Origin of the sequence: Lacticaseibacillus porcinae (assembly GCF_003946305.1) — a bacterium.
GTDB classification, from domain to species: domain Bacteria; phylum Bacillota; class Bacilli; order Lactobacillales; family Lactobacillaceae; genus Lacticaseibacillus; species Lacticaseibacillus porcinae.
The window spans coordinates 67,626-88,900 of the sequence record NZ_RHNS01000007.1; the positions used below are offsets into that span (position 1 = coordinate 67,626).

Below are 21,275 nucleotides of genomic sequence, written 5' to 3' on the forward strand. Positions count from 1 at the left end.
CTCGCCTTAACGCTTATTCCCCGTCGTCGTGTTGGGCAAGTAAATGCGGGTTGTGGTGATGCATGCCAGGTTTGCCATGATGGCCATGGCGGCAGCCGGGATGATGCTTGCCGTGAAATTCAATCATGGCTTTCATGCGGATCTGCTTGGTTTGTTCTTTGGCAATACGCACTTCTTGATGACCGCGAATGATCGCGACTGCACCAGCAATGGACAACGCCACAATGCTAGCGTGTAAGGCGGCAAGTGGCATGATCAAATCAGGATTTTCAGAAACAGTTTGATCGAAGGTATTCAAAGGACCAGTCGTGGCATCAACAATTTTATTGGCAATTTGTTTTGCGTCTTTAAACATGGTGAATCCTCCTTGTAATTGTGGCTAGGCGTTTTGTTGTTGGAGCCATTCGCCTAAATGTTTGAAGTAATCATCTGGATTGTCTAACATTTGACCATGTCCTGCATCAGGGGTGATGTGCAAGGTGCTATTTGGAATTTCGTCGTTCATCCGCCGAGCGGCATCAAGGGGCATGGTTTCATGGCCGCCGAAGGTCAAGTAAGCTGGGACTTTAATGTCTTTCATCGACCCGCGGCGATCCCAGTCTTTCAAAGCGCCGACCATGACGAATTCATTGTCGCCTTGGAAGTAGTTGTACACTGCCGTCCCCATGGTTGAGATCAAATGCCGCGGTTGGGCATCGGCTTGGTGATGCAAGTAATGTTCACCAAGTTCAGCAACTAACGCTTCATAGCGTGGTTCGCTAAAGGCGTGGCGGGCTTCAACGTCATGCATATAAGCCAAGTCGTCGGCGTTGAACATGCTGTCGCGAATGGCGTTGACGTTTTGCAAATATTCATCTAAGTTGTCAATCATTGATGACAAAATGACCCCAGCTAAATGTTCGGGATAACGTAAGGCGTATTCGATTGCCAATACGCCGCCCCATGACTGTCCAAGTAAATAGAAGTGATCAAGGCCGAGTTTTTGGCGAACTTCCTCAACTTCTGAGACATAGTAGTCGATGTTGAGAAACTTTTTGCGATTGTCAGGATCTGAGAAATCCGGTTGATCAGAGAAAAATGACCCTAATTGATCGTAGCGGGTAACGGTGACGCCGTATGGTGCTAAGCGCTCGCCGAAGTTTTCGAACACTTCATTGGTGCCACCAGGGCCACCGTGTAAGGTCATTAAGTGAATCGGGCCAGCGCCGGTGGTTTGCGTCCACAGGTGATACCCGTTGTCTAAGGTGATAAAGCGTGTGCCGTTTGCTTTGTATTTTGCCAAAAAATCAACTCCCATCTGCCTACTATTATAGGCGAATGGAAACGGTTTTGCCAAAATTGTCTTAACTTGTGCATCTAACTACCCTGTTTGCTTCAGCATTGGTTAAAATAGAAGTAGGAGGTGGCGTATGTCTGAAAAATTATCTGGATTATCGCCAGCGCAAGTCGCTAAGCGTAAACCCAATACCGCGCAAAAGCCTTTATCCGCCAGCGTTTCGACCATCATTGCCCAAAACACGCTGACGTTATTCAACTTGGTCAACGTCGCCCTTGGCGCATTGATCTTCACCACAGGCTCATATAAAAACCTCCTATTCTTAGGTGTGGCGATCATTAACACTGCGATCGGCACCTTCCAAGAACTCCGCGCCAAGAAAAAAATCGATGCGATGCGCATTTTAGCCAGTACGCCAGTCACAGTCAGACGCGATGGCGAGGATGTGCAGATCCCCCAAGATGAAATCGTTGAAGGTGATTTGTTATTGCTGCATCGCGGTGATCAAGTGCCAGTTGATGGCAGTGTCGCGCAAACCGATGGCATTGAAGCAGACGAATCCCCACTCACTGGGGAAAGTGATCCCATCGCTAAAACCGTTGGCGACCAACTATTATCTGGCAGTTTCATTGTTGCCGGGACTGCTTGTATGACTGTCACGGCAGTTGCTGGGGATACTTTTGCCGCAAAGCTTTCGGCAGAAGCGAAAAAAGGTGACGACACCAAAAGTCAACTCCTTGCCACCATCAATCGCATCATTAAAGTGTTAACTTACGTGTTGATCCCCTTGGGCATTGCCTTATTCACGGTATCGTTAGTGCGGCGTGGCAATTACAATCGCGCAGTGTTATCCACTTCTGCGGCTGTCATCGGGATGATCCCTGAAGGCTTGGTGTTATTGACCAACGTTGCTTTAGCAGTGTCTGCGCGGAACTTAGCAGTCAAGCGTGTGTTAGTCCGCGCGTTGTCAGCTTTGGAGTCGCTAGCGCGCGTGGATACGATTTGTTTAGATAAAACTGGTACCATCACTTCTGGACATTTGAAAGTCGCGCAGATCGTTCCGCTAGCAGACTTTGATGAAGCATCTGTGCAACATGCCGCCGCGTCGGTGGTATATGCGTTAAATGATGACAATGAAACCGCACTGGCGATCAAAGCAATCGCCGATGATCCCCATTCAGAAATTGCGACAACCATTCCTTTCTCCAGTGCCCGCAAATATTCTGGTGCGACGTTCAAAGACGGACACAGTGTGATCATGGGGGCGCCAGAATTTGTGTTTCCTGAGGGGTTGCCTGAAAACATCACCCAACAGATCAATGATTCAGCGACTCACGGCTTGCGCGTCCTCGTTGTGGCGCGCACCACGCAGGCATTGACCACCCCACTAGCTGGCTTGTCGTTGATGGGGCTGATCTACATTGAAGATGAACTGCGAGAAACCGCCTCAAGCACCTTTGCCTTTTTCAAAAAGCAAGGCGTCGACTTAAAAGTGATCTCTGGTGATAATCCCGTCACAGTTGCCAACATTGCCAAACGCGCCGGGATGGCGAACACTGAAGCCTATGTCGACATGAGTCAAATCGCTGACGACGCCGATTACGAAAACTTAGCGACGACTCACACCGTGTTTGGTCGCGTGACCCCACCACAGAAAAAACATTTGATCCAAGCGTTGCAACATCAAGACCATACCGTGGCGATGTGTGGCGACGGCGTCAACGACGTGTTAGCGTTGCGGCAATCGGATTGTTCGATCGCCATGGCTAGCGGTGCTGAAGCGGCGAAAAGTATTTCTGATTTCGTGTTGCTGGATTCCAACTTCGACGTGTTGTGCAATGTGTTAAACGAAGGCCGCCGCGTCATCAACAATATCGAGCGCGTGGCGTCAATGTATTTGGTCAAAACTATTTTCTCAGTGATCTTAACGGCGATTTTCGTGTTCTTGCCGCTTGACTACCCGATCACCCCGATCAACTTAACGCCTGTTTCTGCAATTGCCGTGGCGATTCCGTCGTTCTTGTTGACGTTAGAGCCAAACTTCGATCGCGTCGTCGGTCAGTTCATGCAAAAAGTCATGACCATTGCCGCCCCAGGTGCCGTTGCGATTGTCTTGTATACGTTGGTATTAACATGGGGAGAATATTGGTTCCACTGGTCATTTGCCGCGACGTCAACAATGGTGGTGCTGATGATCGGCGTCATCGAGTTACATGTGCTGTTCATCAATGCGCGGCCGTTCAATCGCTATAAATATGCGATGATGATCCTACTTTCCATTGCGTTGTTCGGCGTTTTCTTCGTCGTCGGCAAGGTGTTCTCGTTAAGCAACTTGTGGCGCTTTGACCGCTTTATCGTTTATGGACCGCTGATTTTGACCAGCTTGCCGGTGTATATGTTCTTGCAAGAATTCTTAGGGAAGCGAGTACTGGCGAAGATCCATTGGCGATAAATGCAAAAATACTCGCAAACGTCGGTATTCACAGCGTTTGCGAGTATTTTTTATTTAGATTTATTTAACTTCAGGATTGGCAACAATCAACACATCACATGGCGCGTTCTCCACGACGAAGCTGGCCACAGAACCGATAAACATCCGCGAAACCAACTTCTTAGACGAACGACCGATGACGATCAAGCCGGTATTGTAATCTTTCGGCGCATCAACGGCAACCACTGCGCGCGGTGAACCGAAGCGAATATGTGGCTTGGCATCGATGCCTTGTTCTTTCAATGGCTTGATCAGATCCTCAAGTTGCGCTTCGGCGGTTTGTTCAGCGTTGTACAACAATTTACCATCGACCGTGCCAGTTTGTCCGAAACCTGCAGTGTATTGGCGCGTGTCGATCACATGAATCAGATCCAGCCCCCACTCCCGTTCTTTTGCGACAGTGACCGCTTTAGCTAAAGCGCGATCTGAAGCTTCAGAGCCATCGATCGCGACGAGTACGCGTTGTGTCATATGCATCGCTCCCTTCTGGCTTTAATGTAACACAATTTGAGGCCTTCGTGCGAGTCAAAGGTTGCGATGTCGTTTAAGAAAATGCATCGGCACAATCTTTGCACACACGCTTCACAATTTCGCCACAACTCGTGGGTAATATAGGAAACATAGAAATGAGCTACCCCCTTATTTCTACCCCACTTTTTCATTTTCTCTGTTCGGCACCGGTCCCCGCCGGTGTCGATCATCACTCCTCCAAAGTGATAAATAAACCCCAACCCTTTTTTGACCGCCAAGCCCATGGCGGCCTTTTTTATTAGCAATTAAATAACGTTTCATCAGCTTACTAATTATTAGTGTTTCTCTGATTGACATGATATACTAAGCTCGGCAGCTGCCTCGAAAGGGGGTGTTGTCGTGCAATTTGTTGTAGAGGTCTTTATCGGCCCATGTGTGGTGGGTCTAGTCCTTATACTAGTCGAGCGCTGGCTAAATGATCGGCGATAGACCTAGAGACTGCGTCAAACAGTCACACCGCTAGTCTTCCCCGGCTATGCGAAAAAAGACCCCCATCTGTTCCAGCAGATGGGGGTTGTGTTGCCGTGCGTTTGTTGTATCTATATAATAACATTCGCGTGAATTCGTTGCAACTCTCCGAACAATGATTTTACAGATTAAATTCAAAAAAACAAGCATTGCGCCAGAGAAACGTAAACATAAAAAAAGCCGCGCTACACTTAGAAAGTTTACGCGGCTGATGCATTAAAGTAATCTGACTATCGCCCTTACGCAACAAAAGCAGGCGAGACCTCATTTGTTCCGAAAACACCATGTTGGCCGCATGGTGTTTTTGCATGACTTCATTGTATCATGTCATGATACTCACTGACAAAACTTCAACTTCGAACCAGAGTCTCTAACGATTTCAACACCTTTTGCACCCCTGCATCCCCCACGCGACTGATCAAATAAAAATGCCGCAAGAAATCTTCACCTAAATCTTCATACGGTAGCTCACCAACTGCACGCTTGGAAATGATCGACTGACCGAAGCCTGCTTTCAATAATTCTACGATCACCGCATTAGACGCCACCGTCATGGTCTTTGGCGAACTATTTTGCTCGGCTAAGTAACGCCTGGTGTAATAGCCAACGCCAGAATCTGATTCTCGCACTAACCAAGGTTCCCCTTGTCCGACTTTCACCAGTTGATCGGCTAAATATTCGATTCGTTCGATGCCGCGGGCCGCTAGCGGCTTTTCGATAAAACCGAGGTCGGCGTCGTGATTGAGGACTGCGGTTTGCACCGCTTGGGAGTTGGCGACATTCACGCCGAAGGCAATGTGTGGGAACTGGCGGTTCAGTTCAGGCAACAATTGCGGCAACAAATACATCGCAAAACTATGCGACGCAAACAGGCGTAATTGTTGATGCGCTGGGCCGTTGCTTAAATGCACTTGCACATCATCCCATGTTGCTAAAATTTCGCAGGCTTTTTCATAAAGCGTATCAGCGGCAGGCGTCAACCCCACTGCCCCGCGGCCATTGCGAATAAACAGCGTCGTGTGCAGCTGGGCTTCGAGTTGTTTGATCTGTGCGGATACTGTGGGCTGGGCGATGAACAGCATCCCTGCGGCTTTGGAGAAGCTACGAGTTTCATACACTAATTTGAAGGTGGCCAGATTATTCATGAGAATCTCCGATCAGTTTTATTGATAGCTAATATTATCGCAATCAATCCCATTGATTGCAAATATCTCGTATCATTAAACTCATCCCATTACATGAAGGAGTTTATATGGAAACCACCACTACTATGTCAAAAACCCGTGCCATCGCTCCCGGCTTAACGCTATCAATCCTCGTGGCGATCATCGCCAAGTTGCTGGGCTTACTGCTACCGCAACTCGGCGGTGCGACCATCGCCATTTTGCTCGGGATCGTCCTTGGTAACGTCTATTTCAAACAACCAAGTTTAGCGATCGGCACCAAGTTCGCAGAAAGTCGCTTACTTGAATATTCCGTCGTGTTGCTCGGCCTCACCGTCACCTTCCAAACCATCGGGCAAATGGGTTGGCGCGGCTTGATCTACGTCTGGTGTGAAATGACCATCGTGATCTGCGGGGCTTACTTGCTCGGTCGTCGCCTTGGCTTTTCCGAAACTGGGTCATTGATGATGGCAGGGGGCAACGCGGTGTGCGGCTCCAGTGCCATCGGTGCCATCGCCCCTGCCATCGGAGCCGATGACGAAGAAAAAGGTCAGATCATCACCTTAGTCAACTTGCTAGGGACCGTGATGATGTTGACCCTTCCATTCTTAGGCATCGCCGTGTTCGGCAACAATCTCCTCGCCAAAAGCGCGTTGCTTGGCGGCACCTTGCAATCAGTCGGCCAAGTTGTCGCCGGCGCGAGCTTGCTCAACGCCCAAACCGTGCAATACGCGATGCTGTTTAAAATCACTCGCATCATTATGTTAGTGGTGGTCGTCACCGTGTTTGAACGTTTTGCCAAACGTCATCAACCCACAACCACTGCCGCCACTGGGAAAAAGCGCCTCCCCATTCCTTGGTATGTGCTCGCCTTCTTGATTTTATGTTTGTTGAACTCTTTCGTGAACTTACCAAACTTGTTCAACGCCTCAGCGCACAACGTTTCCGGCTGGTTTGAAACGACGGCGCTTGCGGCGATCGGCTTGCGATTAAACTTTGCGAAGTTCATGCAACAAGGCAAGAAGTTCTTATTATACGGCTTAGGCGTCGGTTCAATTCAAATCATCGCGGCCTTAAGCTTGTTGAGCTTACTCCATTTACATTAACGACAAATCGCGCGAAACCAAGTCACTCAGGTCTCGCGCGATTTTTAATTATTGAAAGCTGCTATCATGGCGAGTCAGTCAACAAGCGATTGGGCCGTGGTCGGAAGCTGGTCGGCGCGGCGTGGTGAGATTCTCGTTAGCGATTTATCGCTTACGAGAACCCGCAGGTGGAGATCCACTTGCGGAACGAGCGCAGCGACTGACGCAAGTTAGCGCCGCCGAGGACCCTCACTTCGCCGCGCCGACCAGCTGGAGGCCACGGCCCAATCGCTTGCCCCCACGAAAAAAGACCAGCCGAGGCTGATCTCCAAAAATTAATAATAACGGCTGCGGTTACCAAAGTTGAGTTTGGCAACAATGGTGTTGGGATCGGATTCTTGCTCTGGTTGGATCCACAAGCCTAAGCCATCGATCGTTTTCAACACATAGTTGGTCACAGCGATTTCTTCTTCGGCAGGATCAAGGTTCAACCCACCAGCTTCGCCTGCAGCCATGGCGTCTTCCAGTTGGAAAACGACGGTGTCAGAAAAAGTGGTTTTCAAATCGTTGTATAAACTTTCAAGTTGCTTGTTGATGTAGGCATTGACTGCAGCAAAGCCAGCAGCGTTCTCTGCTTGCAAGTCGTAGTAACGTGTCACCAAGTGGTTATTATCAATGACCATGATGTTTTCCTCCTAAGGATACCGGTATCCCGGTTCGTTCAATCTTATTTTACCCTAAGCATATTCTTTTGAGTATATATTTTCCCCAAAAAATCACTCAATTTGTCAGATTAGAGAACGTGCTATACTGGTGACAAAAAGGAGTTGTTGACGATGAGCTTACCAACGCGCGCGCAAGTGCCAACTGCAGATACTTGGGACCTCAGTGCGATTTTTAAAGATGACTTTGAATTCGAGCAAACGATCAAAGCCACCAAAGAATTGATCCAAGACTTTCAACACATTTACCAAGGTCGGCTAAGTCAGGTGCCGGTGATCTTCGACGCGCTTGATGATTACGCACATATCCTAGAAAATGAGAATCACTTGAGCTGCTACACCGGCTTTCCCGTCAGCACTGACGCCACTGACAGCAAGCTTGCTGCCACTAGCCACCGTATCGACAACTTGCTCGCAACTTGGGACAGTCAACTACATTTTGTTGAAGCGGAACTCAGTGAATTAGACGATGCCGTTCTCGATCAAGTCGCAGCAAAGTCTGTTGACCACGCTGCCTTCATTCGCCACATTAAACAAAGCCGCAAGCAAGCCTTGGCCCCTGCCGTTGAAGAAGCGCTGAGTCAACTGGCGCCGGTACTCGATGCGCCTAGTGCGATCCGCGCGCAATCGGTTTTCGCCGATATGGATTTTGGTGAATTCACTGTCGACGGCAAAACTTACCCGCTATCGTTTACATTATATGAAGAAGAATATCAAAAACACCCAGACGTCACCATTCGCCGCGCTGCTTATTTGAAATTCTGCGACACTTTAGCAAACTATCAAAATGGCATGGCTGCTGGCTACCTCGCACAAGTCACCAAAGAAAAAACGCTCGCCACGATGCGCGGCTATGATTCAGTGATCGACTACTTATTAGCCGAACAAGAAGTCCCACGGGCGATGTTTGAACGCCAAGTCAACACCATCATGCACGACTTAGCGCCCGTGATGCGGCGGTATGTCACGCACTTGAAGCAAACGCTAGGCCTTGATCGCATCACTTACACCGACTTGCAAGTAGACCTTGATCCTGACTTTTCACCAAAAGTCACTCGCGACGCGGCACCAGCGATGATCAATGATGCGCTAAAGCCTTTAGGTGCGGATTATCAAGCCCGCATTGCCCCGGCATTCACTGATCGGTGGGTGGATTTTTCCGCCAATGTCGGGAAAGAATCTGGTGCCTTTGCAGAATGTCCTTATGGCACCCATCCTTATGTGTTGATGAGTTGGGCTGACACGTTGCCAAGTTTGTACACCTTGATCCACGAACTTGGCCACTGTGGGCAAATGACGTTAGCAGATGAGCATCACTCAATTCTCGGTAATGTGCCGTCGTGGTATATTGTCGAAGCCCCATCAACCTTCCATGAATTGCTGTTAACTAAGAGCTTGTTGGAAAAAGATCACGATCCGCGGTTTGAACGGTTTGCTTTGAGTCGCTTGTTGAATGATACTTACTTCCATAACTGCGTCACCCATTTGCTGGAAGCTGCCTTCCAAGCCAAAGTTTACGGGTTGATCGATGCAGGCGAAAGTTTTGACGCGGCGAAGCTCAATGAATTGAAGCTCGGCGTCCTTCGCGAGTTCTGGGGCGACAGCGTTGATCTCGACTTCGGAAAACCTGAATTGACATGGATGCGTCAAAGTCATTATTACATGGGGTTGTATTCTTATACTTACTCCGCCAGCTTGGTCGTTTCCACTGGTGCGTTCTTGCGGTTGCAAGCTGGTGACGCAAACGCCGCCAGTGATTGGTTAAAGTTCTTAACCTTAGGCGACAGCCTCACCCCAATTCAAGAAGCACAAGTGGCCGGTGTGGACATCACCACTGCCAAGCCGCTACATGACATGATCGCCTTCCTTGATCAAAGTGAACAACGCATCGAAACGTTAAGCGCAGAAATCTAAAAAATAGCGTGCCACGATTTTTTGAAAATCGTGACACGCCTTTTTTTAATTGAAATAATGATCGGTATGTAAACTGCACCGAGGATTAAAGCCATGCCCACAAAATGGACACTGCCCGATCTGGTACTGTGCGTACGTCATGATTTGCCGACAAGCACCGCATAACACTGGCGCTTGGGCTTTTGGGAGCGGCATGAAGTCATGATCACACAGCGTGTCGTGGCATTGGTAACAGGCCCAGAACTGTTGACATTGTTTGCACCACAAGGCGACGACGTCAACCTCTGAGTGATAATGCACACAACGGCCGCATACATCTACGTGCAGGCCTTTAATTTCATTCATCAACCGAGACTTTCACCACTTCTCCAGCAGTAATGGTTTGCACCCCTTGGTCAGTCAACAACTCCAAGCCACCATTATCTGCGATATCAACGACTTTACCGGTTAATTGTTGTTCCCCGAGTTTCACGGTAACTGAGTGGCCAACGACGGTAGAAAGTCGCCGATACTCAGGCAGGAAAGCAGCGGTTTGATAATCACTGGCACGTTCAACAATCGCCGAAATCAACTTAGCCGCCAACGCATTGCGATCGATTGCTTGGTCGCTAATGGCACCAGCGACATTTGCCAAATCATCAGGGAAACTTGCGGTATCCAGATTCAAGCCAACGCCAATGACAAACGCCGCACTCGTGGCTGACTCTAACGCGAGCACTGCTTCACACAAAATACCCGCTACTTTTTTGTGATTGAGCATCACATCATTGACCCACTTCAACCCAAAGTCTGCATTGGGGAAGAAATCTTGTAACACCGCCACCACTGCCGTTGCGACGCCTGTCGTCAACAACCCCACTTGCGTCAGATCTGCTTGGGGATTGGGGATCACTAGCGACAGATACAACCCACTTTCAGCAGGGGAATAAAATCCGCGTCCACGACGGCCGTAGCCATGAGTTTGACGATCTGCGACAAACGCTGCCGTTGTGACTGTCGTTTGCGCGGCTAACCAACTTTTGGCAACGTCTTGAGTAGAAGTGACGACATTTTCAACGGTTAACGGCAAGGCATTTTGCAGGTGATAAGCGATCACCATCTCGTCTAAATGCGAACAGCCCACATAACGGTAGCCTTGACTTTTTCGGGCGATGATCTCATGTCCCGCTTTGCGCAAGGCGTTGATCGCCTTCCACACTGATTCGCGCGACAAGCCTAATTCTGATGCTAAGCTGTCGCCAGAATGCCATTCATTCCCATTTGCAAGTAATGCCGTTAAAACGCGTTGTTTGGTGTTCATGGTGTCGCCCTCCTACACTAGTCTCTTTAGTGTAAGACTTTTCGTAGGCGTCTGGCAATCATCACCGCAAACCCTAGCTTCAACAGATCCCCTGGCACAAACATCACATTGGACGCGAGCGCTGCAGTCAGTGGCATATGCGACTGGACACTTAACCAAATGCTACCGATCGCATCAACGAACACCACCAAGAAAATCGTAGCCCAGCAGAATTCTTGCCATGCGGGTTTGTGCGCCGCGCCGGTGATATGTAAGAGCCAAGCATTCAACGCCGGGGCCAACACCCACGCGATCAGATACCCACCAGTGGGCCCGGCGATGATCGCTATCCCGCCGCGACCGCCTGATAAAAAGGGTAACCCTAACGCGACCAGTAATAAAAATACCCCAACGGCTAAGGTGCCATATCGCGCGGGTAAAATTTCTCCGGCGAGCATCACGCCGAGGTTTTGCAAGACGACAGCGACGGGAATAATACCTAACGGGATCCCTGGAAATAACCCGAGAATAATTAATAATGCGCATACCATGGCCGCTTGCATCAAATTCTTCAAAGTTGCTTTTTGCCCCATAAACTCACCTGTTTTCTTAGAATGACCTGAGTTTAATCGGTTGTCACCCACTTGTCAATTATCGGGTTACAATTAGCTATTTATAAATTTCCCGTGGCGGCGTACACTAACAACAGGAGGTGAGTTGATGCCTGAACTCGCGAAATTTAAATTCTCTAAGTTTCATCACCGCGTCGCTGAATCGTTGCCAGAGCCGGTCCACAATGCCTTGGCCAACCTTGATTTTGAGCCGCGCGCCACGAAAGCGACAGACTTGCGGGTGGTGGTCGCCATGTCGACGACTGCCGCCACTCAGCGGTTAGCGGCGATTTCAAAAGATCACTTGCTGGCCTTTGATGGGCATGTGTATTTGTTTTACCCCAAGGCGACCAGTCAACAATTCAAAGGCATCAGCCGCGACGCCATGTTGCAGGCGCTACAATTTGATCGCCGCACCGGACTGCTTGGCAACAGCGGCTTCAAGTATCTGTCGATGTTAAGTTTTGACGATAACTTCACCGTGATTGATTTGAAGTGGGCAGAAGCTGTCGCCACGAAAACCCGCCTCGCTGACTATGATGCGCAAGTGCCGCAATTGTTCGCACGATTGACCAAACAAAACGCTAAGCTTGCCAAACAGTGGCATGCCTTGACGCCGGCGATGCAAAGCCAGTGGGCGCGCTATATTTATTCGCCTAAGCGCCTAGTCACCCAGAAAATGCATTTTGAACAGATGCTGGTGGTATTGGCATCAGGTCATCGCACCCTTGAAGAATACATGGGGGCGCGGTGATGCGAGTGTTAGATCTGTTGCAGCTGTTGTCTGACTACAACAAAAACACCCCAGTGCGCGTTAAAGTCGCTGGGGCATTGGAAAATATTGAATCGTTTGAATTACAACTCGTTGACGAACAACGCCAACTTTGGATCCACGCCAAACCTGCCGGCAAACCACTGAAAGTTTGGGAAGTGATGATGCTTCTCGACAAACCTGAGTGGCGGCAAGCGTTCGTGCATGTGATCGAACCAGACGACATTCGCCCATTGTTCGGCTTTCAAGACACCGACTTGTGTTTGGCGTTGAATTAAAGCAAATGATCAACTGCTTCAAGCACTGGCCGCACGGCTTCTAAGCCTGAAGTTTCCGCATCAGTGCCGCCTTTAACTTTGAGCTTCAGCCGCAAGCGCCAAGGCAGATCCACTTCTGGTTGGCCTTGTAAGTAGCGAAATACGGGTTGTTGGTGACAGGTGGCGAAGCTTTTAACTTGCAGTTTCTCCACTTCGGTTAAACTCATGGGAAAAATGCCGGTTCCAAACACCAAGAAATGAGGCGGCAACAATTCCGCATATTGGCGGTAGAACCGTTTAAAGCCAGCAATTTGATGGCCTGACACATGACCACCATACAAAACGACGTCCACATGTTCGAAATCTTTTGGCGCAATCAACTTCGTGTCCACCAACTCTGCATGCAATGTTTGCGCGAGTTGCTGGGCGAATGCTTGGGTAAAGCCTGTTTGCGATTGGTAAATGACCTTGATCGTGCGCATGTGTTTCACCTCTTATCTACAAGCATACCAAATTACCCCATTAGGACTCAAACATGGTACACTCGACTTAAGTAAAAAGGAGGAATTGGAATGCAGATCACACGACATGGTACCCCGCAACAAACTGTTGGCACGCCACCAAGTTTAGGTCATCAGCTGCCAGCGTTTCGTTTAACTGACGCTAACGGCAAAACCGTGACCACAGCGGATTTTTCCGGGCGTTACAACTTGATTTCGGTTGTTCCTGATATCAATACCCGCGTATGCTCGATTTCGACGAAACAATTCAACCAAGCGATGGATGAATTTGATGGCGTTGGCTTCTATACCATTTCCACCAACACCACCGCGCAACAAGCAAATTGGTGTGCTGCCGAAGACGTGCATCACATTCAATTGCTCAGCGATGATGACGACAACTTCGGCACCGCGATGGGACTGTATGTCGCTGACAACCACACCGACGCGCGCTCCGTTTGGATCATTGCCCCAGATGGTCATATCGCTTATCGCGAGTTGATCTTGGAACAAACCCAAGAACCTGATTACGGCAGTGCATTAGCGTATTTGGAAGCACATCAGGCACATTAATGCATGATCAAGCGGCTAGGACATTGTGCCCTAGCCGCTTTGTTGTGATGCGATTTAGGATTTTGCTGCGTCAGCCATTTCTTGTTGCCACTTCGCCCAGCTTTGTTCCAGTGAATGGCCATCTAAGCGGATCACTTGCAGTTCTCCACTTGCTTCAAGTGGGTCCCCAGCGCCGCGATATTCGATAGTGTCAGCGTCGACGAACCAATACACTGATGGCGCATCTTTCACTAATGCCGCACGAGCTTTCAAAATCGGCTGTAACGCTTTGCGGAGTTTCTCGACGCGGGTGTTCGTGTCTTGGTCGTCACCAAATGCGGTGTGTTGCATTTGTTTACTGAAGGCTGCCATCGAGAATTTGCCTTTGAGAAATTGATTCATCACCTGCGTTAACGCCGCTTGTTGCGCCTGCAAGTGATAACGTTTGATCCACACCTTCAAGGCACCAATCGCGCGGGTGTGGAGCTGGTCGAGTTGCTTGGCTAACCGTTTTTCTTCACCTGCTGGCATGACTTTGCGAATTTGGATTTCGCCGCCAATCGTCACCGGCGTTTGCAAATGTAAGTCTTGATAAAATACTTGTGAAAATGGCACCATCGCCACCGCTAAATCATCAACGTTGATTTCCTCTGAGTCGATCGCCGAAGCCTCGACTTGCAGCTTCAACACGCGCACCACGCCGCTGTCGGTACCTGCAAGTGTCGCCACAGTGTCGACGCCTAACACTTTCCCGCTGATTTCACCTTGCATCATAAACCTCCTTGTTGATAAGCCTCAAGTTGATTAAGTTCAAACACCGAGCGGTTAAAGTCATGCTGGGCTTGTAGCCACGCCGCGGTGTAAAAAGGAATCTGCTCAGCTTTGAATTGTGCTTGTTGCGTTTTGACTTGAGCAAACTGTTGCTGCAAAAACTCGGCTTCTGACATGTTGGCCTTGGCTTCGTCGGTGATCATTTTCACGTTAAGGTCGCGATTGTCGCCATACATAAAGAATTCCACCTTGCGCAAGTTGCGGAAAAGGTAGGCGACGGGGAAACGGCGCGCAAATCGCCAATCGTAACTCGCAGCTAATCCCAAAACTTCTCGAATCAGTTTGCGACCGCGCTTTTGATGATGAGACCCCAGCGGCTCAAACGCTTTTTCAAAACGCTGTAGCAATTGTTCTAACGTCAGCTGTTGCGCACCGAACGCATCGACTGCGTGCAACAAAGCCCGAACTTGCTGCGGCCACGTCGGGTCTTTTCGGTGAACTTCGTGGGCCAGCCAATCTTGAAACTTGGTGATCAACACCCCACGCATTTGTCGCAACAGCCGTTCAGCGCGTTGACGATCCTGGGCATTCTTCATCACATAAACTCTAGTTAACATCCCATTGAACGCCAGCATCCGCGCATAAGCCATTTGACCGTTTTTCTGGAAAAATGGTGCCCCATACTCTGCTAACACGATTTGTGGTGGCCACGCTAACTGTTCAAACTTGTTGATCCGCGCATAATTGACACCGCCGATCACCACAGTTGCCAATTGTTCAAATGTCCCATCTGAAAACATCAATTCAACTGTGATCGTATCGACAACCACCCCGCGAACCTTCAACCGTCTTCGAGCATGCATCGACATCTGCGATCACCTCCTTTTGACTGTAGTATGGCGGCGACTTTCAAATCCGGCAAATTCTAAGCTTCTCCATCAGCTAAAATTTGAGGTTGCCCTTTTTTAAAAAAATGCGTATCACTTTGATAAAATACTTGACTTTAGTTTTTGATGGCGCTATCATCACTGTCAGGAGGAGTAGACGGCTTAGGCCAAGTCGCCTGTACCACTTCATGGCGAAGCGGAAGAGCTTCGTTAAACCGAATGAGACAGACCCGCAGCGCCACAGCGACTTTTACGTTTGGTTGTTGTGCAACGTTGGATCTCTCGTATCAGAGTACCGGTACTGAAGGGCCCCTGTGGGGTTCAAACCAGTGACACCGGGTCGAGTTCCCTATGGCGACGTAGGAGGAAAGTGACGCCTGTGGACCAAAGGCAGTGCAAAGCTGATTAGTCCCGAACGTGGTCAAGGTCCAATAAGCCGAGGCGACGCAGACACGCGCTTGATGATGAACTGCTAGAACGTAATTGAATTGGCGTCAAAGCCAGAGATCCACGAAGCAGAATACTGTTTCGTGGATTTTGTGCGCCCTTTTACCTTTTTTTGCCGAGATTCTGCGGCACGACAGTTGTCAGCGCGCGGGGTTCAGTGTACCCTTAACCATATACAACTCACCTGCTTGGAGGCAGAATTTTGACGCAATCGCTTGCCATTATCATTCCCTGTCATAACGAAGAAGAAAACGTGCCGCTGTTTTATCAAGCCGTGCAGCGGACTTTTGCTGAACTGCCCGACTACAAACCGATTTTTTGGTACATCAACGACGGCTCAGTCGACCGCACACTCGCTGAGATCCAACAGCTGCAACTGACGGATCCTGATGTCCACTACATCGACTTCTCCCGCGGCTTCGGCAAAGAAGCTGGCATGTACGCCGGCTTGCAAAATGCGAAAGCCGACCTGTACACGATCATGGATGCCGACTTGCAAGATCCGCCAGCCATGTTGAAAGACATGCTCGCAGGCATTCGCGAAGGCTATGAAATGGTAGGCGCCGCGCGAATGGACCGGACTGGGGAGCCAGCGATGAGAAGTTTCTTCTCGAATATGTTCTACAAAGTTATTAACAAGATCTCGAAAACTGAAATCGTGCCTGGTGCTCGTGATTTCCGCGTGATGACGCCTAAGTACGTTAACGCAGTGCTGTCTTTGAGTGAACGCAATCGCTTCTCTAAAGGAATTTTCGGTTGGGTCGGGTTTAAGTCCAAATATCTCCCCTATCAAAACGTTGAACGTGAACATGGTGAAACTAGCTGGAGCTTCGGTAGTTTGTTCCAATACTCGCTGGATGGAATTATCGACTTCTCAGAAACGCCGTTGAACATTGTGTCATGGTTAGGGCTAACTTCATGCTTCTTGTCCTTGCTGGCGTTGATTTTCATCGTAGTGCGTGCATTGTTCTGGGGTGGTTCCGTTGCAGGGTGGCCATCAATGGTATCCATCTTCTTGATGATTGGCGGGCTGCAGTTATTTGGGACTGGAATCTTAGGCAAATACATCGGCAAGATCTATCTCGAAATCAAGAACCGGCCGATTTATATTGCTAACGAAATCAAATAAACAAATATGGCGTCACACGACTCAGTTGATGAGAGTGTAACGCCATATTTTTATTGTGGACTCGAATCAAACGTGATCGGTAGGTTTGTTGCGAAAGATGATGAACTTGGAAAACGCATAGTTGGCAACGATGATAACAATCTGAGTCAAAATTTTTGCTACCATATTCGACCAGTGAATCGCATTGATGAACAGGAACATGCAAGCGTAATCGATACCCAATGAAATGATACGCGCAAACATGAACTTGGCGAATTCCCACACCAAAGAACCAAATGATTCCGTGTGTGAGTTGAAGACCCACAACTTGTTGGTGACAAAGGCAAATAAAACAGAAAGCAACCATGCCAAGAAATTAGATACTTGCCAGCTAATACCAATATGCGTTGCGCCAGCAAATACAACAATATTTACCACTGTAGTGAGACCGCCGAAAAAGACGTATGTGAATACGTCCCACAGATGATTTTCTTCAAGTAACGCCTTGCCTCGATTGAATAATTTGATCAAGAAAATACTCCTACCTTTTTGATTACTGGAGTCGATTATCCGCTGAAGTATATGTTAGGTCAACAAATCAAAAACAGTAAATCATCCTTGTCTACTGCTTCAAATTTTTGGCATTGCTTTTCGGTCATTCATTATTCCAGCCCTGATGCGGAATAAAGACGAGCATTCATGGAAGCGACTTACCTCCCGAGAATTAAGATTTTTTCGATACCGGAAGGTTTGCGTCCTTCGACGTTAAATTGAATTTATCGCGCTTTTCACCAAGTTTCTCGGTAATGATCGGTATGTCAAACCGAATCGGCGTTTTGTTGAAGAATCAAAGTTCTTGCAAGCATCATTATCGCAATGGGGAATAGTATTAGGCTATATCGTGGATTTGCTTCCCAGATGAGCATGAACGCGAAATATCCACTAATAAAAATTCCTCCAAGAAATAGAAGCGAGTCAGGATGTTTCAGCCCAAACACACAAGCCGCAATTATTGATATATAAATTAACAACTGTGCTATTGTCATAATGATATACAGTAATTTGCCGATATGATCACTAGTCAAAATCGAATCCGCTCGAATCTGATTGCGTGATGCTCTGAGCAGACTAAATGTCACTTTAGCGTCGCCGGACCCATACACAACGGAAATCTTGTTATTAATTGCTTCCAAAAGCTGAGAAAAATTCATGCTCGTTAGTCGCGTCTTATAAATTTTAAGCTGCTTCTTCTCGACACTCTTCTTTGAAAGCTGTTTATCATATAGCAGATGCCACGAATAATCCTGCTCACTCTTTTCATAGATTCCAACTGACCACAGTTGTTTCTGTTGTGGGTCCAGCCGCTTAGGAATAGGCGTATTATCGATTCCCATCATGACGTAATGCGTGTTAGGTTGTCCGAAGTTGGAGTCAGAATAAACTCCACTCGAATTAATTGCAGCGTGCCAGCCAAGATTTCCAACGACTAAGAAAACCATCGGCACAATGGATAAAAGCCGCGTCTTTCCGTGAGTGGTTAATGCCAGATACAGACTCAAAGCGATGATATAAATTAACATCGTTCCTTTGCCTATAAATCCAATAACTGCGAATACGTTTGTCCAGATAAAATTCCATCGGCGTGCACGAATTGGCTTGTGTTGATCCACAAATCCAGAAAAGAAGAATAACGATACAACTATGAAAAATAATGCTAATGTATCCGTATATGCGAGAACAGAATGCAAAGTCAGTTGAATTGCAAAGAAGTATATCTGTACCAGCAACAAGGCTTGTACATTGTTCAATTTCAGGCGACGGAGGGTTTTAAATAATAAAACAATGGTCGCAGCGTGAATCATAAAAAAAGCGCTAACGGTTGCACAAAAGTTTGAGCCAAATAAAGCCATGATGAGACGATAGATCAGTGCAAGGAACATATTTTGTGGATTTGCATAAAAATATTGATCAATACCGCCGTTTTTCCACGGATTAATTTGATGGAAATTCGTCATCCATCGATAGACAATTCCAGAATCATCCACAAGATGGTCGTATCCTAGCTTACGCAGAAAGTAATGTGTGCCCACACTAAGCACTAGAATTTCAATTATTAGTAGAAAAAACGCACACTTATCGCTCATCTTATATTTCCGAGCAACATGACCTAATATCCACAAGACAACGATCAGTACTAATGCAATAAAGAACGAAAGCCATCCAATTCGACCCACCGTTTGAAAAGTATTCTCACGTCTAAAAATTCCATATAGTGAGCCCATTCGATAATTTACTAAAACACTCATCAAGGACCAAATCGTCACAACATATGTAGTCAATAAAAAAAACTGCTGAATTCTAAAAGATATACCCTTCATTTCAACCCCCTTATGCTTCATCGCTTATATGTGGATAAGCTTTGCAACGCAAGTAGCGTGAAACAATATCCTTGCAGTCTAATTGAACCTGACATTAAATACTTTCCACCTTGCTTTATTCTTCTACACTTTTCAATCGTTAATCTCTGCCATAAACTCATGCAGCGCATCTTGCCAAGTTGGCAATTCAAACCCAGTCGCTTTGGTCTTAGACAGATCCAAGATTGAATGCCGTGGTCGCCATGCTTTTTGAGGATATTCCGCAGAAGTGACAGGCAAGACTTTGGTATCAGTATCCTTCAAAATCTCAGTGGCAAATTCATACCAGTTACATGAGTTATCTTCAGACAAGTGGTAGATGCCATATTCAAGCTTTTGATCAATGGCAAAAGTCATGAATTCTGCCAAGGTCTTAGTCCATGAAGGACGACCGTATTGATCGTTCACCACAGTCAAAGTGTCATGCGTCTTGGCGAGGTTCAACATGGTGTAAACAAAGTTGTGGCCATATTCACCAAAGACCCAGCTGGTGCGAATGATGTAGAACTTCTTGGCATACTTTTGCACGGCAAGTTCGCCTTCATACTTGGTGCGGCCGTATTCGTTGCGAGGCGCTGGCTTGTGGTCAACGGTATATAATTCGTCAGAATCACCATCAAAGACATAGTCAGTGGAGATGTAAACCAACGTAGCGTCGTTTTCACCGGCAGCGACAGCGAGGTTCTTAGTGCCGTCAACGTTGACTTTTTGGTTGATGGCTTTGCCTTCGTCTTCGGCTTTATCAACTGCAGTGTACGCTGCACAGTGATAAATCACGTCAGGTTGGAAATCTTTAACATAGGCGTTAACAGCGTCTGCGTCGGTGATATCCAGTTCCTTAGAATCGGTCGCACGGTAGTCAAGGCCACGACTGTCGAGTAAGTGACGTAATTCAGTACCGAGTTGACCGTTGGCACCAGTGATCAAAATTTTCATATGAATTGTTCTCCTTCGACGAAAAAGCGAAGCCAAGCGCTTCGCTTTTTGTAGTGACGATTACTGACCGGACTTTGCGTACTTGGCTTCGACTTCAGCCTTTTCCGCTTGCCACCAAGCTTCGTTATCCGTATACCATTGAATGGTGTGCTTCAAACCAGAAGCGAAATCGGTGTACTTAGGCTTCCAGCCGAGTTCAGTGCGCAACTTCGTGGAATCGATTGCGTAACGCAAGTCATGGCCGGGACGGTCTTTAACTTGTTCGTAGTCGGATGGATTTTTGCCCATATCTTTTAAGATCATTTCCAGAACCGTCTTGTTGTCTTGCTCACCGTCAGCGCCGATCAAATAAGTTTCGCCGATCTTGCCTTTAGTCAGGATCGTCCAAACCGCAGATGAATGGTCTTCAGTGTGGATCCAGTCGCGGACGTTCTTACCAGTGCCGTACAACTTAGGCTTGATGCCAGCCAAAATGTTGGTGATTTGGCGAGGAATGAACTTTTCAATATGTTGATAAGGGCCGTAGTTGTTCGAGCAGTTCGAAATCGTGGCGCGGACACCGAAGGAACGAGTCCAGCCGTGGACTAACATATCGGAAGCTGCCTTAGTTGAGGAATATGGTGAAGATGGGTTGTAGCGAGATTCCGTCGTGAACTTCTCGCCTTCTCCTTCGCCATGACCTGGTAAATCTTCGCGCAATGGCAAATCACCATACACTTCATCCGTGGAGACATGGTGGAAGCGCACATCGTATTTACGTGCAGCTTCAAGCAATGTGTAAGTCCCAATCACGTTAGAATGCAGGAATGGTGATGGGTCTAACAAGGCATTATCGTTGTGAGATTCTGCGGCATAGTGCACGCAGGCATCAACGTCAGCCATCAATTTATCAACTAATTCAGCGTCGCAAATGTCGCCAACGACGAGCTGTACGCGGTCTCCTAAGATGCTTTCAAGGTTGGCACGATTGCCGGCGTAAGTCAGCTTATCGAGTACCACGATTTGGACATCTGGATGGTTGTTATACACATAATGGACGAAGTTAGAGCCGATAAATCCGGCCCCGCCAGTTACCATAATTTTCATAA

General features: G+C 47.9%; 22 protein-coding genes. 7 read left to right on the plus strand and 15 right to left on the minus strand.

Going from position 1 to position 21,275, the window contains the following annotated elements:
• Nucleotides 1-13: 13 nt before the first annotated feature.
• Together EKM92_RS07300 and EKM92_RS07305 are read right to left on the minus strand one after the other, a co-directional pair.
• Nucleotides 14-355 carry a hypothetical protein gene (locus EKM92_RS07300; RefSeq protein WP_125709365.1) on the minus strand — a complete coding sequence of 114 codons (342 nt, stop codon included), beginning with the start codon at nt 353-355 and terminating at the stop codon, nt 14-16.
• A gap of 24 nt (nt 356-379) precedes the next feature.
• Nucleotides 380-1,282, minus strand: coding sequence for a proline iminopeptidase-family hydrolase (locus tag EKM92_RS07305; protein ID WP_225420741.1), 903 nt, complete (start codon nt 1,280-1,282; stop codon nt 380-382).
• Between the two features lie 127 nt (nt 1,283-1,409).
• Between EKM92_RS07305 and EKM92_RS07310 the strand changes: the two genes are divergently transcribed.
• A complete protein-coding gene (locus EKM92_RS07310) occupies nt 1,410-3,728 on the plus strand; it encodes an HAD-IC family P-type ATPase (RefSeq protein ID WP_125709369.1) in 2,319 nt (772 codons plus the stop codon).
• Nucleotides 3,729-3,788: 60 nt separating this feature from the next.
• Here EKM92_RS07310 and EKM92_RS07315 read toward each other — a convergent pair whose 3' ends face one another.
• The gene (locus EKM92_RS07315) at nt 3,789-4,238 is read right to left on the minus strand and encodes a universal stress protein (RefSeq protein ID WP_164509927.1); all 450 of its coding nucleotides are present in this window, start codon (nt 4,236-4,238) and stop codon (nt 3,789-3,791) included.
• Nucleotides 4,239-5,116: 878 nt separating this feature from the next.
• Nucleotides 5,117-5,911, minus strand: coding sequence for a LysR family transcriptional regulator (locus EKM92_RS07320; protein ID WP_125709373.1), 795 nt, complete (start codon nt 5,909-5,911; stop codon nt 5,117-5,119).
• Nucleotides 5,912-6,018: 107 nt separating this feature from the next.
• Between EKM92_RS07320 and EKM92_RS07325 the strand changes: the two genes are divergently transcribed.
• Nucleotides 6,019-7,035 carry a YeiH family protein gene (locus EKM92_RS07325; protein ID WP_225420742.1) on the plus strand — a complete coding sequence of 339 codons (1,017 nt, stop codon included), beginning with the start codon at nt 6,019-6,021 and terminating at the stop codon, nt 7,033-7,035.
• 314 nt (nt 7,036-7,349) lie between these two features.
• Here EKM92_RS07325 and EKM92_RS07330 read toward each other — a convergent pair whose 3' ends face one another.
• A complete protein-coding gene (locus tag EKM92_RS07330) occupies nt 7,350-7,697 on the minus strand; it encodes a hypothetical protein (RefSeq protein WP_125709375.1) in 348 nt (115 codons plus the stop codon).
• Between the two features lie 144 nt (nt 7,698-7,841).
• Here EKM92_RS07330 and pepF point away from each other — a divergent pair, with 144 nt between their 5' ends.
• The gene (pepF, locus tag EKM92_RS07335; RefSeq protein ID WP_164509928.1) at nt 7,842-9,650 is read left to right on the plus strand and encodes an oligoendopeptidase F; all 1,809 of its coding nucleotides are present in this window, start codon (nt 7,842-7,844) and stop codon (nt 9,648-9,650) included.
• A gap of 45 nt (nt 9,651-9,695) precedes the next feature.
• Here pepF and EKM92_RS07340 read toward each other — a convergent pair whose 3' ends face one another.
• Genes EKM92_RS07340 through EKM92_RS07350 form a run of 3 tightly spaced genes read right to left on the minus strand, consistent with a single transcriptional unit; the run spans nt 9,696 to nt 11,522 of the window.
• Nucleotides 9,696-9,995 (minus strand): CHY zinc finger protein, encoded by a 300-nt coding sequence (locus tag EKM92_RS07340; RefSeq protein ID WP_125709379.1) that lies wholly within the window; start codon nt 9,993-9,995, stop codon nt 9,696-9,698.
• On the minus strand, nt 9,988-10,950 hold the full coding sequence (locus EKM92_RS07345; protein WP_125709381.1) for a biotin--[acetyl-CoA-carboxylase] ligase: 963 nt from the start codon (nt 10,948-10,950) through the stop codon (nt 9,988-9,990). The genes EKM92_RS07340 and EKM92_RS07345 overlap by 8 nt, the downstream gene beginning before the upstream one ends.
• Nucleotides 10,951-10,976: 26 nt before the next feature.
• The gene (locus tag EKM92_RS07350; protein ID WP_125709383.1) at nt 10,977-11,522 is read right to left on the minus strand and encodes a biotin transporter BioY; all 546 of its coding nucleotides are present in this window, start codon (nt 11,520-11,522) and stop codon (nt 10,977-10,979) included.
• A gap of 127 nt (nt 11,523-11,649) precedes the next feature.
• On the opposite strand from EKM92_RS07350, the gene EKM92_RS07355 reads away from it, so the two are divergent.
• Entirely contained in the window at nt 11,650-12,294 is a 645-nt protein-coding gene (locus EKM92_RS07355; RefSeq protein ID WP_125709385.1) for a YdeI/OmpD-associated family protein, read from the plus strand.
• Nucleotides 12,294-12,590 carry a hypothetical protein gene (locus tag EKM92_RS07360; RefSeq protein WP_125709387.1) on the plus strand — a complete coding sequence of 99 codons (297 nt, stop codon included), beginning with the start codon at nt 12,294-12,296 and terminating at the stop codon, nt 12,588-12,590. The genes EKM92_RS07355 and EKM92_RS07360 overlap by 1 nt, the downstream gene beginning before the upstream one ends.
• Here EKM92_RS07360 and EKM92_RS07365 read toward each other — a convergent pair.
• Complete coding sequence (locus tag EKM92_RS07365; RefSeq protein ID WP_125709389.1) at nt 12,587-13,051, minus strand: flavodoxin domain-containing protein; 465 nt, start codon at nt 13,049-13,051, stop codon at nt 12,587-12,589. The genes EKM92_RS07360 and EKM92_RS07365 overlap by 4 nt on opposite strands.
• Before the next feature lie 90 nt (nt 13,052-13,141).
• On the opposite strand from EKM92_RS07365, the gene EKM92_RS07370 reads away from it, so the two are divergent.
• Nucleotides 13,142-13,642: a thiol peroxidase gene (locus EKM92_RS07370; RefSeq protein ID WP_125709391.1), complete on the plus strand. Its 501-nt coding sequence runs from the start codon at nt 13,142-13,144 to the stop codon at nt 13,640-13,642.
• Nucleotides 13,643-13,696: 54 nt separating this feature from the next.
• Here EKM92_RS07370 and EKM92_RS07375 read toward each other — a convergent pair whose 3' ends face one another.
• Complete coding sequence (locus EKM92_RS07375) at nt 13,697-14,392, minus strand: hypothetical protein (RefSeq protein ID WP_125709393.1); 696 nt, start codon at nt 14,390-14,392, stop codon at nt 13,697-13,699.
• Nucleotides 14,392-15,261, minus strand: coding sequence for a hypothetical protein (locus EKM92_RS07380; RefSeq protein ID WP_125709395.1), 870 nt, complete (start codon nt 15,259-15,261; stop codon nt 14,392-14,394). The genes EKM92_RS07375 and EKM92_RS07380 overlap by 1 nt, the downstream gene beginning before the upstream one ends.
• Before the next feature lie 667 nt (nt 15,262-15,928).
• Here EKM92_RS07380 and EKM92_RS07385 point away from each other — a divergent pair.
• Nucleotides 15,929-16,855, plus strand: a complete 927-nt coding sequence (locus tag EKM92_RS07385; protein ID WP_125709397.1) for a glycosyltransferase family 2 protein — start codon at nt 15,929-15,931, stop codon at nt 16,853-16,855.
• A 66-nt stretch (nt 16,856-16,921) separates the two neighbouring features.
• Here the strand turns inward: EKM92_RS07385 and EKM92_RS07390 are convergent, their stop codons facing one another.
• The 4 genes from EKM92_RS07390 to rfbB form a co-directional block, all read right to left on the minus strand.
• Nucleotides 16,922-17,365, minus strand: a complete 444-nt coding sequence (locus tag EKM92_RS07390) for a GtrA family protein (protein ID WP_338035109.1) — start codon at nt 17,363-17,365, stop codon at nt 16,922-16,924.
• A 287-nt stretch (nt 17,366-17,652) separates the two neighbouring features.
• A complete protein-coding gene (locus EKM92_RS07395) occupies nt 17,653-19,212 on the minus strand; it encodes a glycosyltransferase family 39 protein (RefSeq protein WP_164509929.1) in 1,560 nt (519 codons plus the stop codon).
• 132 nt (nt 19,213-19,344) lie between these two features.
• On the minus strand, nt 19,345-20,187 hold the full coding sequence (gene rfbD / locus EKM92_RS07400) for a dTDP-4-dehydrorhamnose reductase (protein ID WP_125709401.1): 843 nt from the start codon (nt 20,185-20,187) through the stop codon (nt 19,345-19,347).
• Nucleotides 20,188-20,247: 60 nt separating this feature from the next.
• Nucleotides 20,248-21,273 carry a dTDP-glucose 4,6-dehydratase gene (gene rfbB / locus EKM92_RS07405; protein ID WP_125709403.1) on the minus strand — a complete coding sequence of 342 codons (1,026 nt, stop codon included), beginning with the start codon at nt 21,271-21,273 and terminating at the stop codon, nt 20,248-20,250.
• Between the last annotated feature and the right edge of the window lie 2 nt (nt 21,274-21,275).

What these genes read in the sequence shown, in the direction of transcription:
- EKM92_RS07340 (WP_125709379.1), bottom strand. Translation starts at nt 9,995, where the DNA reads ATGAATGAAATTAAAGGCCTGCACGTAGATGTATGCGGCCGTTGTGTG.
- EKM92_RS07315 (WP_164509927.1), bottom strand. Translation starts at nt 4,238, where the DNA reads ATGACACAACGCGTACTCGTCGCGATCGATGGCTCTGAAGCTTCAGAT.
- EKM92_RS07310 (WP_125709369.1), top strand. Translation starts at nt 1,410, where the DNA reads ATGTCTGAAAAATTATCTGGATTATCGCCAGCGCAAGTCGCTAAGCGT.
- EKM92_RS07330 (WP_125709375.1), bottom strand. Translation starts at nt 7,697, where the DNA reads ATGGTCATTGATAATAACCACTTGGTGACACGTTACTACGACTTGCAA.
- EKM92_RS07325 (WP_225420742.1), top strand. Translation starts at nt 6,019, where the DNA reads ATGGAAACCACCACTACTATGTCAAAAACCCGTGCCATCGCTCCCGGC.
- EKM92_RS07395 (WP_164509929.1), bottom strand. Translation starts at nt 19,212, where the DNA reads ATGAAGGGTATATCTTTTAGAATTCAGCAGTTTTTTTTATTGACTACA.
- EKM92_RS07370 (WP_125709391.1), top strand. Translation starts at nt 13,142, where the DNA reads ATGCAGATCACACGACATGGTACCCCGCAACAAACTGTTGGCACGCCA.
- EKM92_RS07355 (WP_125709385.1), top strand. Translation starts at nt 11,650, where the DNA reads ATGCCTGAACTCGCGAAATTTAAATTCTCTAAGTTTCATCACCGCGTC.
- EKM92_RS07345 (WP_125709381.1), bottom strand. Translation starts at nt 10,950, where the DNA reads ATGAACACCAAACAACGCGTTTTAACGGCATTACTTGCAAATGGGAAT.
- rfbD (WP_125709401.1), bottom strand. Translation starts at nt 20,187, where the DNA reads ATGAAAATTTTGATCACTGGTGCCAACGGTCAACTCGGTACTGAATTA.
- EKM92_RS07365 (WP_125709389.1), bottom strand. Translation starts at nt 13,051, where the DNA reads ATGCGCACGATCAAGGTCATTTACCAATCGCAAACAGGCTTTACCCAA.
- EKM92_RS07350 (WP_125709383.1), bottom strand. Translation starts at nt 11,522, where the DNA reads ATGGGGCAAAAAGCAACTTTGAAGAATTTGATGCAAGCGGCCATGGTA.
- EKM92_RS07320 (WP_125709373.1), bottom strand. Translation starts at nt 5,911, where the DNA reads ATGAATAATCTGGCCACCTTCAAATTAGTGTATGAAACTCGTAGCTTC.
- EKM92_RS07300 (WP_125709365.1), bottom strand. Translation starts at nt 355, where the DNA reads ATGTTTAAAGACGCAAAACAAATTGCCAATAAAATTGTTGATGCCACG.
- EKM92_RS07380 (WP_125709395.1), bottom strand. Translation starts at nt 15,261, where the DNA reads ATGTCGATGCATGCTCGAAGACGGTTGAAGGTTCGCGGGGTGGTTGTC.
- EKM92_RS07375 (WP_125709393.1), bottom strand. Translation starts at nt 14,392, where the DNA reads ATGCAAGGTGAAATCAGCGGGAAAGTGTTAGGCGTCGACACTGTGGCG.
- rfbB (WP_125709403.1), bottom strand. Translation starts at nt 21,273, where the DNA reads ATGAAAATTATGGTAACTGGCGGGGCCGGATTTATCGGCTCTAACTTC.
- EKM92_RS07360 (WP_125709387.1), top strand. Translation starts at nt 12,294, where the DNA reads ATGCGAGTGTTAGATCTGTTGCAGCTGTTGTCTGACTACAACAAAAAC.